Annotated in this window: 11 protein-coding genes; 1 reads left to right on the forward strand and 10 read right to left on the reverse strand. The window is 60.1% G+C overall.

Annotated features, from left to right (window positions below):
* Positions 1 to 5 precede the first annotated feature (5 nt).
* Genes deoC through Q5Y75_RS07625 form a run of 6 tightly spaced genes read right to left on the reverse strand, consistent with a single transcriptional unit; the run spans position 6 to position 6,844 of the window.
* On the reverse strand, positions 6 to 1,001 hold the full coding sequence (deoC, locus tag Q5Y75_RS07600) for a deoxyribose-phosphate aldolase (RefSeq protein ID WP_306196478.1): 996 nt from the start codon (positions 999 to 1,001) through the stop codon (positions 6 to 8).
* Between the two features lie 17 nt (positions 1,002 to 1,018).
* A complete protein-coding gene (locus Q5Y75_RS07605) occupies positions 1,019 to 2,221 on the reverse strand; it encodes a phosphopentomutase (protein WP_306195929.1) in 1,203 nt (400 codons plus the stop codon).
* On the reverse strand, positions 2,218 to 3,204 hold the full coding sequence (locus tag Q5Y75_RS07610) for a sugar-binding transcriptional regulator (RefSeq protein ID WP_306195931.1): 987 nt from the start codon (positions 3,202 to 3,204) through the stop codon (positions 2,218 to 2,220). Before Q5Y75_RS07610 ends, Q5Y75_RS07605 begins: the two co-directional genes overlap by 4 nt.
* Positions 3,205 to 3,240: 36 nt before the next feature.
* The gene (locus Q5Y75_RS07615; protein WP_306195933.1) at positions 3,241 to 4,206 is read right to left on the reverse strand and encodes an ABC transporter permease; all 966 of its coding nucleotides are present in this window, start codon (positions 4,204 to 4,206) and stop codon (positions 3,241 to 3,243) included.
* Complete coding sequence (locus tag Q5Y75_RS07620) at positions 4,206 to 5,300, reverse strand: ABC transporter permease (RefSeq protein WP_306195935.1); 1,095 nt, start codon at positions 5,298 to 5,300, stop codon at positions 4,206 to 4,208. The genes Q5Y75_RS07615 and Q5Y75_RS07620 overlap by 1 nt, the downstream gene beginning before the upstream one ends.
* On the reverse strand, positions 5,297 to 6,844 hold the full coding sequence (locus Q5Y75_RS07625; protein WP_306195937.1) for an ABC transporter ATP-binding protein: 1,548 nt from the start codon (positions 6,842 to 6,844) through the stop codon (positions 5,297 to 5,299). The genes Q5Y75_RS07620 and Q5Y75_RS07625 overlap by 4 nt, the downstream gene beginning before the upstream one ends.
* Before the next feature lie 285 nt (positions 6,845 to 7,129).
* On the opposite strand from Q5Y75_RS07625, the gene Q5Y75_RS07630 reads away from it, so the two are divergent.
* Positions 7,130 to 8,407 carry an MFS transporter gene (locus tag Q5Y75_RS07630; protein WP_306195939.1) on the forward strand — a complete coding sequence of 426 codons (1,278 nt, stop codon included), beginning with the start codon at positions 7,130 to 7,132 and terminating at the stop codon, positions 8,405 to 8,407.
* A 17-nt stretch (positions 8,408 to 8,424) separates the two neighbouring features.
* Here the strand turns inward: Q5Y75_RS07630 and Q5Y75_RS07635 are convergent, their stop codons facing one another.
* The 4 genes from Q5Y75_RS07635 to Q5Y75_RS07650 all read right to left on the reverse strand — a co-directional run bounded on the left by Q5Y75_RS07635 (position 8,425) and on the right by Q5Y75_RS07650 (position 12,640).
* The gene (locus Q5Y75_RS07635; protein WP_306195941.1) at positions 8,425 to 9,474 is read right to left on the reverse strand and encodes an ABC transporter ATP-binding protein; all 1,050 of its coding nucleotides are present in this window, start codon (positions 9,472 to 9,474) and stop codon (positions 8,425 to 8,427) included.
* Positions 9,475 to 9,485: 11 nt separating this feature from the next.
* Entirely contained in the window at positions 9,486 to 10,382 is an 897-nt protein-coding gene (ugpE, locus tag Q5Y75_RS07640; RefSeq protein WP_306195944.1) for a sn-glycerol-3-phosphate ABC transporter permease UgpE, read from the reverse strand.
* A gap of 8 nt (positions 10,383 to 10,390) precedes the next feature.
* On the reverse strand, positions 10,391 to 11,272 hold the full coding sequence (locus Q5Y75_RS07645; protein ID WP_306195947.1) for an ABC transporter permease subunit: 882 nt from the start codon (positions 11,270 to 11,272) through the stop codon (positions 10,391 to 10,393).
* 72 nt (positions 11,273 to 11,344) lie between these two features.
* Positions 11,345 to 12,640: an extracellular solute-binding protein gene (locus Q5Y75_RS07650; RefSeq protein ID WP_371933236.1), complete on the reverse strand. Its 1,296-nt coding sequence runs from the start codon at positions 12,638 to 12,640 to the stop codon at positions 11,345 to 11,347.
* Between the last annotated feature and the right edge of the window lie 342 nt (positions 12,641 to 12,982).

Genomic DNA, 12,982 nt, shown 5'->3' on the forward strand with positions numbered 1-12,982 from the left:
TGATCCTAGCTTATGCCGTGACGGAACGTGGCCGAGTAGCGGCCCGTTACGAAATGTTCGAGTTGGCGTTCGATATCGCCCAGAAGGCTGGAGGCACCGAAACGGAAGAGGTCAGGCTCCAACCAGTCATTGCCGCGCTCTTCCTTCATCAGCGACATATAGGTGAGCGCATCCTTGGCCTTGGAAATGCCGCCTGCCGGCTTGAACCCGATCTTGTAACCGGTGCGCGCCTCGTATTCGCGGGTGGTGCGGACCATGGTCAGGCTGACAGGGAGGGTTGCGTTCACGCTTTCCTTGCCGGTGGAGGTCTTGATGAAATCGGCCCCGGCCATCATACAGACGTGGCTGGCGCGCGCGACATTGCGCAGGGTGCCCAAGTTGCCGGTCGAGATGATCGCCTTCACATGCGCCTCGCCGCAGGCCTCGCGATAGGCGCGCATCTCGTCATATAGCGCCTGCCAATCGCCGGTCAGCACGTGGCGGCGCGAGATCACGATGTCGATTTCCGAGGCACCGGCCTTGACCGACTCTTCAATCTCCTGCACCCGCAGATGGAAGGGGCTGAGCGCGTCGGGGAACCCGGTGGAGACGGCGGCGACGGGGATGCCGCTGCCCTCCAGCGCCTCAACCGCCGTGCCGATCATCTCGTGATAGACGCAGACCGCACCGGTGGTGATGTTCAGGTCTTCGGCGCCCAACGCCTCGATCAGGTCGCGGCGGACCGGGCGTTTGGCCTTGGCGCAGAGGCGACGCACTTTGCCGCGCGTGTCGTCGCCATTGAGCGTGGTCAGGTCCATCAGAGTGATCGCCCTGAGCAGCCAGGCGGCCTGATACTCTTTCTTGACGCTGCGGCGTGCGCCGAGGCTGCTGGCGCGGCGTTCCACTGCTGACGTGTTGATCTGCACCGAGGACACCCAGTCGAGGTCCAGCGGGATACCAGGGTTACGCGGGAACCGCGCTGGATGGGCGGCAACGGGGAGTTGATCCGCCGTTTGGGTGATGTCTTTTGTGGAAACAGTCACTGTTTCTCTCCTAGCAGGGGCAGGACGCTGGTGCCGTGAGCGGTGCCGGGCACGCCAAGATAGTCGGCGATGGTTGCGCCGATATCGGCGAAGGGGCGGATGCCCAGTCCAGCCGGGTCTAGCGTTTCGGATTTGATCAGGATCGGCACCTGTTCTCTTGTGTGATCAGTGCCGGACCAGGTGGGGTCGTTGCCATGATCGGCGGTGATGACGAGCAGGTCTTCGGGGGCCATTTTAGCGAACAACTCGGGTAGGCGCTCGTCGAACTCCTCCAGCGCCTTGGCATAGCCCAGCGGGTCGCGGGCATGGCCAAACTCGGTGTCGAAATCGACGAAATTGGCGAAGAGCAGCCCGCCTTCCTGCAGCTCATCCAAGGCGTCGAGCGTCAGGTCGAAGAGCGGCATGTTGCCATGGGTCTTGCGGGTCTCGCTGATGCCGCGCCCGGCATAGATGTCGCTGATTTTGCCCATGGCCATGACCTGCCGTCCGGCGGCGGTCATTGTGTCAAGGATCGTATCCTCGGGGGGCGGCATGGTGAAATCGCGCCGGTTGCCGGTGCGTTCGAAATCATCCCGAGCGGTGCCGACGAAAGGCCGCGCGATGATTCGGCCAACGCGGTACCCATCGCAAATCTCGCGCGCAATGCGGCAGAGATCGTAGAGTTGGTCGAGGCCGAAGCTCTCCTCATGCGCGGCGATCTGCAGGACGGAATCGGCAGAGGTGTAGACGATGGGCTTGCCGGTCCGCATATGTTCTTCGCCCAGCTCGCGTATGACCGGCACGCCAGAAGCATGTTTGTCACCGAGAATGCCGGGTAGATCGCCTTTTGAGATCAACGCGTTTAGCAACTCCGTCGGGAAGGAACTTTCCAGCGCTTCAAAGACCTGCGGCGGGGTCATGACCGGTAAACCAGTAATCTCCCAATGACCCGACGGTGTATCCTTGCCCCGCCCCACCTCGCGACCCACGGCCCAGGTTGCGTTCGGACGCGGCTGCGCGTCATCCCACGCTCTTTCGCTGGAATGCGCCAGCGCCTGAAACAACCCGAGTTCAGCCAAGTTTGGTAAGGCCAGCCCCATAGCACCGCGCGCATCGAGGATATGACCCACCGTATTGGACCCTTCATCGCCAAAGGCCGCTGCATCTGGCGCGCCGCCGATGCCGACGGAATCCATCACCACGAGCAAAGCGCGGGTCATGCGGCACCTCCGAAATTGACGGGGGCCTCGGACAGCACTGCACGCGCGAGGTGTTCGTCCAGCACGATCTCGCTCGCCAGCCTAGCGCGCAGCAGGCCCAGCACCGCTTGCGTCTTGCGCAGACCAGCGGCCATGCCGAGGACACGGCGACCGGCCAGTTCCTCGCCGCGCATACCCACGGTCTTGCGCCCCAGTTCGGTTTCCACGATGCGGCCATGAATGTCATAGAAGCTGCCCGCGATATCGCCCACCACGCCCGCATCGCGCAGGTCCTGCAATTCCCGGTCACTGATGCCCTGCGTGCGGGCCAGATTGCTTTCGGCGTCGATCGAGCCGATGCCCACCACGAAGATGTCGGATTTGCGGGCCAGATCCATCAATTCCTGCACACTCTGATAAGACTGGAAGCTCTCGCGTTCCTCGACCGAGTTGGCGAGGTAAGGTACCGGCAGGAAATAGGCCTCGCCGCCCGTTTTTCGCTGCATCCGCATCACCACATCCAGCGGGTTGGCGGAAAGTTTGCGCAGCAGGCTTCCGGTGATGGACACGATCTTAAGATCGCCCCGATCCAGTTCCGGCATGGCGCCCACGGCGGAAGTCATGGTTTCGCCCATGCCAACGCCGATCTGGGCAATCGCCTTTTTCTCCAAGAGCTGTACTAGGTACTGCCCAGCGGCTTCGCCAACGCTTTGCAAAAGCGCCTCGTCATCGTCCCGACCCGACATACCTGCCGAGGCCACGGTACAGCGGGTCAGGCCAAAGGTCTGTTTCAGTCGGTGTTCGAGGGTTAGCAGTTCTTCTGACCCGCCCTCAATTCGGATGGTGACATAGCCCTGTTCCAGCGCATGGTTGATCAAGCGGTGCACCTTGGATTGCGACATCTCAAGCTCGCGGGCGATCTGCGACTGCGTCTGGCCCGCGACAAAGGACATCCATGCCGTCTTGGTCGACAGGTATCGCAGATTGTCGGTGCTCTTTTTCATGTCATGACTCAACAGTCAGAGGCGGACCCCGAGGGGTCAGCGCTCTTTGGTGTAGGGTTCGCCACCGGCCAGCGGCGGCACGGCGCGGCCCACGAGGCCCGCCAGGATCACCACGGTCAGGATATAGGGCAGCGCGTCCATGAACTGGACCGGGATCACGAAACTGCCGATCTCGATATTCTGGTAGCGCAGCGCCACGGCCTGCAGCACGCCGAACAGCAGGCAGGTCCACATGGCGGGCCAGGGCTTCCACTTGGCAAAGATCAGCGCAGCCAACGCGATAAAGCCGCGCCCGGCGGTCATGTCCTTGACGAAGCCCGCCTGCAGCGCGGTCGCCAGATAGGCCCCCGCCAGCCCGCAGAGCACGCCGCAGATGATCACCGCCATATAGCGCAAGCGGGTGACCGATATACCGGCGGTATCCACCGCTGCGGGGTTTTCGCCCACCGCGCGCAGGCGCAGGCCGAAGCGGGTGCGGTAGAGAACCCACCAAGTCAGCGGCACGATCAGCACAGCGATATAGACCAGCAGGAACTGGCCCGAGATCAGCTCGTGATAGATCGGGCCAAGGATAGGCACATTCTTCAACGTCTCAGACAGCGGCAGCGTCACCGATTCAAATCGCCCTGCCCCGGTCAGCGAGGGGGTACGACCGCCCTGCTCGAACCAGTGCTGGGCCACCAGCACAGTCATGCCAGCCGCCAGGAAATTGATCGCCACACCCGAGATCAGCTGATTGCCCCGGAAGGTGATCGAGGCCAGCCCGTGGATCAGCGACAAGGCCACCGACGCGGCGATGCCCGCCAGCAGCCCGACCCAGACCGAGCCGGACATATAGGCGATGGCCGCCGAAAAGAAGGCCGCGACCAGCATCTTGCCCTCAAGGCCGATATCAATGACGCCTGCGCGTTCCGAGAACAGACCGGCCAGACAGGCCAGCAGCAACGGCGTGGCGAGACGGACGGAGGAGTCGAGCACCTGAAGAATGTCGAGGAAATCCATTATGAGTTCCTCCGGCGCATCATGGCAAAGAGCGATTCAAGCGGCATTCGGACCATGTTATCCAAGGCTCCGGTGAACATGATCACCAGGGCTTGGATCACCACAATCAGCTCGCGCGGGATGTCCGTCCAAAGCGCCAGCTCCGCCCCGCCCTGATAGAGAAACCCGAAGAGAAGCGCCGCCAGCAACACCCCGAACGGGTGGTTGCGGCCCATCAGCGCCACGGCGATTCCGATGAAACCCGCGCCCTCGACCGAGTTCAGGACCAGCCGTTCCGCCTCGCCCATGGTGGTGTTGATCGACATCATCCCCGCCAGTGCGCCAGAGATCAGCATGGCGATCACGATGGTGCGCTTGGGGTGGATGCCGGCATAATTCGCCGCCGTTTCCGACTGCCCAAAACTGCGGATCTCATAGCCCAGCTTGGTGCGCCAGATCAGCAACCAGACCAGCACGCAGGCGATGAGCGCCAGAAAGAAGGTCACATTTGCTGGTGCCCCGCGGAACAGCGGCGTCTCGGCTGTCGAGAACATAGACTGGAACGTGGGCAGATGCGTCGCCTCGGGGAAGGAGGCCGAGGCCGGGTCCATCGCACCTGCCGGGCGCAGCAGGTTGACCAGCACGTAGTTCAGCAGAGCTGCGGCGATGAAGTTGAACATGATAGTGGTGATCACGATATGGCTGCCGCGTTCGGCCTGCAGATAGGCCGGGATAAAGGCCCAGAGCGCGCCGAACAACCCCGCCGCCACTGTTGCCCCGATCAAAGCGATCGACCAATGCGGCCACGGGATATAGAGGCAGACCAGCGCCACGCCAAGGCCTGCGACAATCGCTTGCCCCTCTCCGCCGATATTGAACAGCCGCGCGTGAAAGGCGACGGCCACCGCTAGCCCGGTGAAGATAAAATTGGTGGCGTAATAGAGCGTATAGCCCCAGCCAGCCGAGCGCATCAGTGAACCTTCGACCATCAGCTTGAAGGCGGCCCAAGGGTTTTCCCCGATAGCCAGCACGACCAGCGCCGACAGGAAACCCGCCAGAAGCAGGCTGATCAGCGGGATCAGGACGACATCGGCCCAATGTGGCAAGGTTCTCATGCGGCGTCCTCCCCTGTGACGCCCGCCATCAGCAGGCCCAGTTCGCGTTCATCGGTGGCAGCGGCGTCGCGCTCGCCCATGATATGGCCGTCAAACATCACCGCGACCCGGTCGGCCAGCGACAGAATCTCTTCCAGTTCGACACTGACCAGCAGGATCGCCTTGCCCTGATCGCGCAGTGCCACGATCTGCTGGTGAATGAACTCGATCGCGCCGATATCGACCCCGCGGGTTGGCTGGCCGATCATCAGCAGGTCCGGGTTGCGCTCGATCTCGCGGGCCAGCACGATTTTCTGCTGGTTGCCGCCCGAAAAGCTCTTGGCGGCAAGGCGCGGATTGGGCGGACGCACGTCGAAACGCCCCATCATCTGGTGAGCCTCTTCGAGAATGGCGGCGTTTTTCATGAACGGTCCGGAGGTCCAGCGCGCGTCATGGTGATAGCCGAAGACAGAGTTTTCCCAGGCGCTGAAATTCATGATCAGTGCCTCGCGGTGGCGGTCCTCGGGCACATGGGCGATATGTTCGGTCCGCCGGGCCCGCCCGTCAGAGCCCGAACCCGTCAGCGGCAGCTCTTTGCCATTCAGTCGCACGGTGCCTTCGCCCGGACGCATGCCGCCCAGAACCTCTAGCAGTTCGGATTGGCCGTTGCCCGCAACCCCGGCGATCCCCACGATCTCTCCGGCGCGCACGGTCAGGTCGATGCCTTTGACGCGCTCGACACCACTGCCATCCACAACGCGCAGCTTTTCGACCTCAAGGATGGGTTTGCCCGGCTTAGCGGGCGTCTTGTCGACCCGCAGCAGAACCTTGCGGCCCACCATCAGCTCGGCCAGATGTTCAGGATTGGTTTCCGAGGTCGTGACGGTGGCTGTCATCTCGCCACGCCGCATCACGCTGACCGTGTCTGTATATTCCATGATCTCACGCAGTTTATGCGTGATCAAGATGATGGTTTTGCCCTCGGACCGCAGCCGATCGAGAATACGGAACAGCTGATCGGCCTCCGACGGCGTCAGCACGCCGGTGGGCTCATCCAGGATCAGGATCTGCGCCTGCCGGTAGAGCGCCTTGAGGATCTCCACACGCTGCTGGTGGCCAACGCTGAGGTTTTCGGTGACCGCATCGGGATCGACATTCAGCTCATATTCCTTGGCCAGATGCTCAAGCTCACCGCGCGCCTTGGCCAGCGAGGGTTGCAGCAACCCGCCATCCTCGGCCCCAAGAACGATGTTTTCCAGGACGGTGAAGTTCTCGACCAACTTGAAATGCTGGAACACCATGCCGATGCCAGCGGCGATAGCGGCCTGGCTGTCGGGGATGTCGGTCTTGGTGCCGTTGATCCAGACTTCGCCCTTATCGGCCTTGTAGAACCCATAAAGGATGCTCATCAGCGTGGATTTTCCGGCGCCGTTTTCGCCGATGATCCCGTGGATCGACCCGGGGCGGACCGAGATCGAGATATCTTTGTTGGCCTGAACCGGGCCAAACGCTTTGGAAATCCCACGAAGCTCGATGGCTGGGGGTGCGGTGTCGCTGGCTGCCATGTCAGATGCAGCCCTGCCGCGTTGCAATCACTGTCATAATGTCCTCACTGTTGGCCCGTGGACTCCATTATGACTGGCATTCCTAGAAGGCACGACGATTCGGCGCAATGAATTTTAATTCATATACAGGATATTTTTTCATTTTCCGGAAAGAGACCCGAACCGCCTTTTATGAAGGCAGATTCAGCCACAAGATAATCGGAATTAAGCGGCAGCCCTTCTGTTGCACCGGCAAGACTGTTAGATCATGCCCCGCAGAGAGAAAGCATCCACAGGCGGTTATGTATGACAAACGATCAGGCACAGGTTGAAAAACGCAACTTCCCGATCATGACAGGCCAGAGCACGGTGGCGCAGGCGGCCTGGACCATGGCCAGCCCCTCGATCGTGCTGACGTTTCTGGCAGTTGCGCTGGATCTTCCGGTTTTGTTTGTCGGTGCGATGGTGACCATCCGTCAGATGGCGGGCACGATTGCCGATATTTTCCTGTTCGACCCGATCTCGCGCATCAAGAATCGCAAACTGGTGCTGTCGCTGACCGATATCGCCCTCGGAGTTTGTTTCATCCTTGCCATCGCCGCCGCGCTGCTGGGCTCTACTCCGGTGATCATGGTGACTTTTGCGGTCGTGATCTTTGTTCTGGGCTTGATCGACGAAAGCCAAACCCTGTTGCTGACGGATTTCATCGGCGACAACCTGCAGTCCAAATCCCGAATGCGGATGAAATATGCGCAACTGGCCCTTGGCGGGATCATAGCCATTATCCTGACCCTGATCGCCCATGAAACCACCAAGGAACTCCCGCCGCTGCATCGACATTCCATCGTCATCACCATCGCGATCCTGTGCTTCATGTTGGCCGGTTTCGTGACACTGGCGGTCCGCGATACTGGGACCAGACTCAAACGAGATACCGCGCCGATCCGCTCTCCTGTCACCGCGCTGAAGGACTATATCCTCAACGCTTATGAGATGCTCAAACACCCCTGGTTCCGCAAATATATCGGCATCCGCCTGCTTTATGTGGTGACCATCATGTCAGTGCCTTTCTTTGCGCTGATCTCAGCCGAGACCCACAAGCATTCAGACAAAGGTCTGACCGCTTTGATCGTTTCAACAGCGGCGGGCGCTGTGGTCTCCGGCCCGCTCTGGCGTATGCTGAACAACCGGTCGCATCGCACGGTCATGGTGACAAGTTGCTTGATGGTGGCAGTAACCGGAGCGATCCTGGTGGGGGCGCATTTCCTGCATCTCGACCACAATGTCCACCTGCATGCGGTGGCCATGTTTGTCATCACCGTGGCGGTGAACGGGCTGGTCACGGTGCGAGGCCTTTATTACATGGACCTCGCGCCAAAAGAGGAAAGGGTGCGTGGTGTGGCCGTGTCGCGCAGCCTGAGCCGTTTGACCTCAATCGGTGTCTCGGCTGCGCTGGCGGCAATCGCGCATATGCACGAAACCGTCTGGGCGCTGGTGATGATCGTCGGGTTCAGCATCCTGTCGGCGCTGGTCAGCTATATCGTCGCAAAACCCGCGCCGCAGGCGCAGCCCGCCTCGGCCTGAGGGTCGCCGGGCTCCGCTCAGATGCGGAACCCGTCCTCGCGTGAAAAGAAATGCACGGCGCCGGGGGTGATGCTCACCGGGATGGTGCCGGTTCCGGCCTCGTGATCCTTGTTGACGCTGACCGAAAACGCCTGCCCGCCCAGCGTGCCATGCAACAGGCGCTGCGCGCCCAGCTCTTCGACGATCTGTACGTCGAAGGGTGTGGTGCCTTCGCCTAGTGTCAGATCCTCGGGGCGGATGCCCACCAGGATCGGCCCCGAAGAGGCCGCAGGCGCGGCCACCGGCAGTTCCAGCCCTTCATCTAGTGTTACATGCTTGTCGCTGCTGACCGTGGCGTTCAGCACGTTCATCGGCGGCGCGCCCATGAAACTGGCCACGAAGGTGGAGGCCGGGGTGCTGTAGATTTCCTTGGGCGTCCCAATCTGTTCGATCCGGCCCCCGTTCAGCACGATGATCCGGTCGGCCATGGTCATCGCCTCGACCTGATCATGGGTCACGTAGACGGCGGTGGTGCCCAGGCGGCGCTGCAGGGCGCGCACCTCGATCCGCATCTGGTTGCGCAGCTTGGCATCCAGATTGGACAGCGGCTCGTCAAACAGGAACAGATCGGGCTGGCGCACGATGGCGCGGCCCATCGCCACCCGCTGCCGCTGCCCGCCTGACAACTGACTGGGCCGCCGGTCGAGATAGTCGGTGAGGTTCAGCATCTTTGCCGCTTCCTGAACCTTGGCGTCGATTTCGGTCTTAGAAATCCCCCGGTTCTTGAGCCCGTAGCCCATATTCTTGGCCACGGTCATATGCGGATAAAGCGCGTAGTTCTGGAACACCATCGCGATATTGCGGTCGGCCGGATCGACATCATTGACCACCCGGTCCCCGATCCGGAGCGTCCCTTCGGTGATATCCTCAAGCCCCGCGATCATCCGCAGCAGGGTAGACTTGCCGCAACCTGACGGGCCGACTAGCACCACGAACTCGCCATCCTGAATGACGAAACTGCAGGTTTGAACGGCCTCGAACCCGTTCGGATAGACTTTGTGAATGCCCTCAAGTGCAACCTGGGCCATATGCGTATTCCTTATTTGTCAGATTCCGTGAGGCCCTTGACGAACCAGCTCTGGAAGAAGATCACGATCAGCACCGGTGGCAACATGGCGACGATCGCCAGCGCCAGCGCCTGCCCGTGTTCGGGGATCGCCGCGTCAGAATAGGTCAGAACGATCTGTTTGATCCCGCGCACCAGCGTGAAGAGCGATTCATCAGTGGTGATCAACGTCGGCCACAGATACTGGTTCCAGCCAAAGACGAACATGATGATGAAAATCGCGGCAATCATCGTCCGCGATAGCGGCACCAGAATGTCGATGAAGAACTTCACCGGTCCCGCCCCGTCGATGCGCGCTGCCTCGACCAGTTCTTCGGGCACTGCGCGGAAGAACTGGCGGAAGAAGAACGTGCCGGTTGCCGACGCGATAAGCGGTACGATCAGCCCGCTATAGGTGTTGGCCATGCCCAGCCGCTGAATCGCCTCGTAGGAGGGTAGAATGCGTACTTCGAGCGGCAAGAGCAGCGTGGTGAAGATGATCCAGAAGGCGAAGGTCGCAAAGCGCAGGCGGAAATAGACGATCGCATAAGCCGCCATCATCGAGATGATGATCTTGCCGACGGCGAAGCCGATGCCAAGGATGAAGGAGTTTTTCAGCATCACCATGCCATCGACGGTTTTGGTGAAGCCACCCTTTTCAAACAGCGCCTTTTCGAAATTGCTGCCCAGCTCATCGCCAAAGGTCAACGCCAGCCCTTCACGGTGGATGGTCACCGGATCGTAACTGGCGGTGATGAAGGCATAAACCAACGGCATCAGCATCAGCAGCGACCCCGCGATCAGGATCAGATGGTCGAAAATCGTGTTCCACTTGAACCGTAGCCGCGAGGGCGTTGGTTGGGCAATTTGGGTCTGTGTCAGATCAGCCATGTCTTGCCTCACGTATAATGAATGCGCCGCTCGATCAGGCGGAACTGGAAGATTGTCAGAACAAGAACCAGCACCATCAGGACCACGGATTGTGCCGAAGAACCGCCCAGGTCATTGCCCCGGAACCCGTCCAGATAGACCTTGTAGACCAATGTCATCGGGTTTGCGCCGGGTTCGCCCTTCATCATTGTGTCGATGATGCCAAAGGTGTCGAACATCGCATAGGTGATGTTGATGATCAGCAGGAAGAATGCGGTCGGCGCCAGCAGCGGAAAAGTCACGTCCCAGAAGCGCCGGAAGCCGGAATTGTTGTCGATCAACGCCGCCTCGCGCACCGAACGCGGGATCGACTGCAAACCGGACAGGAAGAAGATGAAATTGACCGGGATCTGTTTCCAAACTGCGACGATGATCATCGCAGTCGCGGTGTCGAAATAGTCCACGCCCAGTTTGAAATCCCACCCGAAAAAACCAAAGAAGCGGGTCAGTGGGCCGTGGCTCTGATCGAAGAACATGATGCCCAGGAACCCGGCCACGGGCGGCGCGATGGCATAGACCCACATAAGCAGCGTCCGGTAGGTCTTAGCCCCGCGCAGCACATTGTCGGCCTTCACCGCAAGCAGCAGCGCGATCGATAGCGACAGGAAGGTCACGATGGCTGTGAAGTACACCGTAAACCAAGCCACCTTGCGGTACTCGATCGACTGCGCGATGTCGGTATAGTTTTCGGCACCCACAAAAGTCGAGCCGAAGCCAAACGGGTCCTGCAGGTAGAACGAGGACTGTATCGCCCAGGCGGCGGGCCAGTAGAAAAACACGACGATAATGGAAAGCTGTGGCACCAGCAGCAGGATGGGCAGCCACGGGTTGGTGAAACCGGCTCGCTTCACGGGCGTATTCCTTTGAATTGCGCCAACGGCCACATGGACGTGGCCGTTGGTCGTATCTGAGTCAAAAGCGCGTCAGTTCTGCGTCTTGGCGAAGCGTTCCAAAAGTTTGTTGGACTCGGCCTCGATATTTGCAAACGCGGTTTCCACATCGGTTTCGCCGGTCAGGATGCGACCATATTCACGGTTCATCACGTCACGGATCTGCACGTAGAAGCCCATGCGATAGCCCTTGGTGTTGTCACCCGCAGGCAGCGAGAGCTGCTGGATGCCAACTTCAGCCGCAGGAAACTCGTTATAGTGCCCGTCTTCCTTTGCAACTTCATAAGCGGCTTCGGTGATCGGCACATAGCCGGTTTCCTTGTGCCAGCCATACTGCACCTCGGGCGAGGTCAGGAAGCTGAAGAACTCGGCGGTGGCCTTGTTTTCCTCATCCGACTTGCCCGACATTGCGAACAGCGCCGCGCCACCGATAAAGGTCTGCTTGGGCTCGGCAGTCACGCCTTCCCAATAGGGCAGCATGGTGGCCGAGAACGGGAAGTCGACCTTCTGAACCAGACCGCCGAACGAACCGGACGAGCCCAGCCACATGGCGACCTTGCCTTCCTCAAATGGCTTGGCGTTGTCGCCCCAGCCGGTGCCGTACCATTCGAACAGACCCTGATCTTTCCAGTCTTTCAGCGCGCTGAAATGGGCCTTGATGGCGTCGTTATTCACCAGAATCTCGGTATCCGCGCCGTCATAGCCATTGTTGTTCGAGGCAAAAGGCAGATCATGACGCGAGTGGAAGTTCTCGGTGAAAATCCAGGGCAGATGAGACTGGCTGAGCGGGATATAGCCCGCCTCTTTCAACGCCGGGCCAGTGGTGCTGGCGAATTCTTCCCAGGTTTTCGGTGCGGTGACGCCCGCCTTGGCCAGCGCGTCCTCGTTGTAATAGAGGATCGGGGTGGACGAGTTGAACGGCATGCCGATCATCTTGCCATCTGCATCGGCGTAGAAATAGCGCACGCCGGGGATGTAATCATTGATGTCGAAGGCGACGTCATTGGCCGCCAGCAGATCCTGAACCGGGATGACTGCGCCCTTGGCGCCGATCACGGTGGCAGCGCCCGCATCAAACACTTGCATGATGTTGGGCTGCTCGCCCGCGCGGAAAGCAGCGATACCGGCTGTCAGGGTTTCCTCATAAGAGCCCTTGAACACCGGCGTGATCTTGTAGTCGCTCTGACTAGCGTTGAAGTCTTCGGCGATCTGGTTGACGGTTTCGCCCAATTGACCGCCCATGGCATGCCACCACGTGATTTCGGTCTGCGCGCTGGCAGACGTGGCGGCGAAAACCAACCCTGTTGCGGCGATTTTAAGGAGTTTCATTTCCATACTCCGATTGTTGAGCCGCTGCTTGCGGCCATTTGAATTTGCGCAACGCTTGTTCAGCGCTACCAGGTTCCATTGGCACGCAATACGCTCCCTCCCGCTAGCGGAAAATTGCATCACTACAGCTGGCGTCGAGTGACCCCACCAACGTGCACCCGCGACCAGTTATAGGGTTTGTTTGACGATTCTGTGAAACAAAAATCGTGACCTAGGAATTTCTTCGTTGGTCTTGTTGCTGAAGGGTTGGTCTTTCTTTCCCAGAGTTCGGCAGGCAGAAACGTTTACATTTTCAACGTGATAGGGAGTGAATTCAAAATGATCCCCGCCCGGCTTGGCCCG

The organism is Ruegeria discodermiae, assembly GCF_030758345.1.
Classification (GTDB): domain Bacteria; phylum Pseudomonadota; class Alphaproteobacteria; order Rhodobacterales; family Rhodobacteraceae; genus Ruegeria_C.

Coding starts and splice junctions, on each gene's coding strand:
- Q5Y75_RS07605 (WP_306195929.1), bottom strand. CDS start 2,221: ATGACCCGCGCTTTGCTCGTGGTGATGGATTCCGTCGGCATCGGCGGC.
- Q5Y75_RS07610 (WP_306195931.1), bottom strand. CDS start 3,204: ATGAAAAAGAGCACCGACAATCTGCGATACCTGTCGACCAAGACGGCA.
- Q5Y75_RS07615 (WP_306195933.1), bottom strand. CDS start 4,206: ATGGATTTCCTCGACATTCTTCAGGTGCTCGACTCCTCCGTCCGTCTC.
- Q5Y75_RS07620 (WP_306195935.1), bottom strand. CDS start 5,300: ATGAGAACCTTGCCACATTGGGCCGATGTCGTCCTGATCCCGCTGATC.
- Q5Y75_RS07625 (WP_306195937.1), bottom strand. CDS start 6,844: ATGGCAGCCAGCGACACCGCACCCCCAGCCATCGAGCTTCGTGGGATT.
- Q5Y75_RS07630 (WP_306195939.1), top strand. CDS start 7,130: ATGACAAACGATCAGGCACAGGTTGAAAAACGCAACTTCCCGATCATG.
- Q5Y75_RS07635 (WP_306195941.1), bottom strand. CDS start 9,474: ATGGCCCAGGTTGCACTTGAGGGCATTCACAAAGTCTATCCGAACGGG.
- ugpE (WP_306195944.1), bottom strand. CDS start 10,382: ATGGCTGATCTGACACAGACCCAAATTGCCCAACCAACGCCCTCGCGG.
- Q5Y75_RS07650 (WP_371933236.1), bottom strand. CDS start 12,640: ATGAAACTCCTTAAAATCGCCGCAACAGGGTTGGTTTTCGCCGCCACG.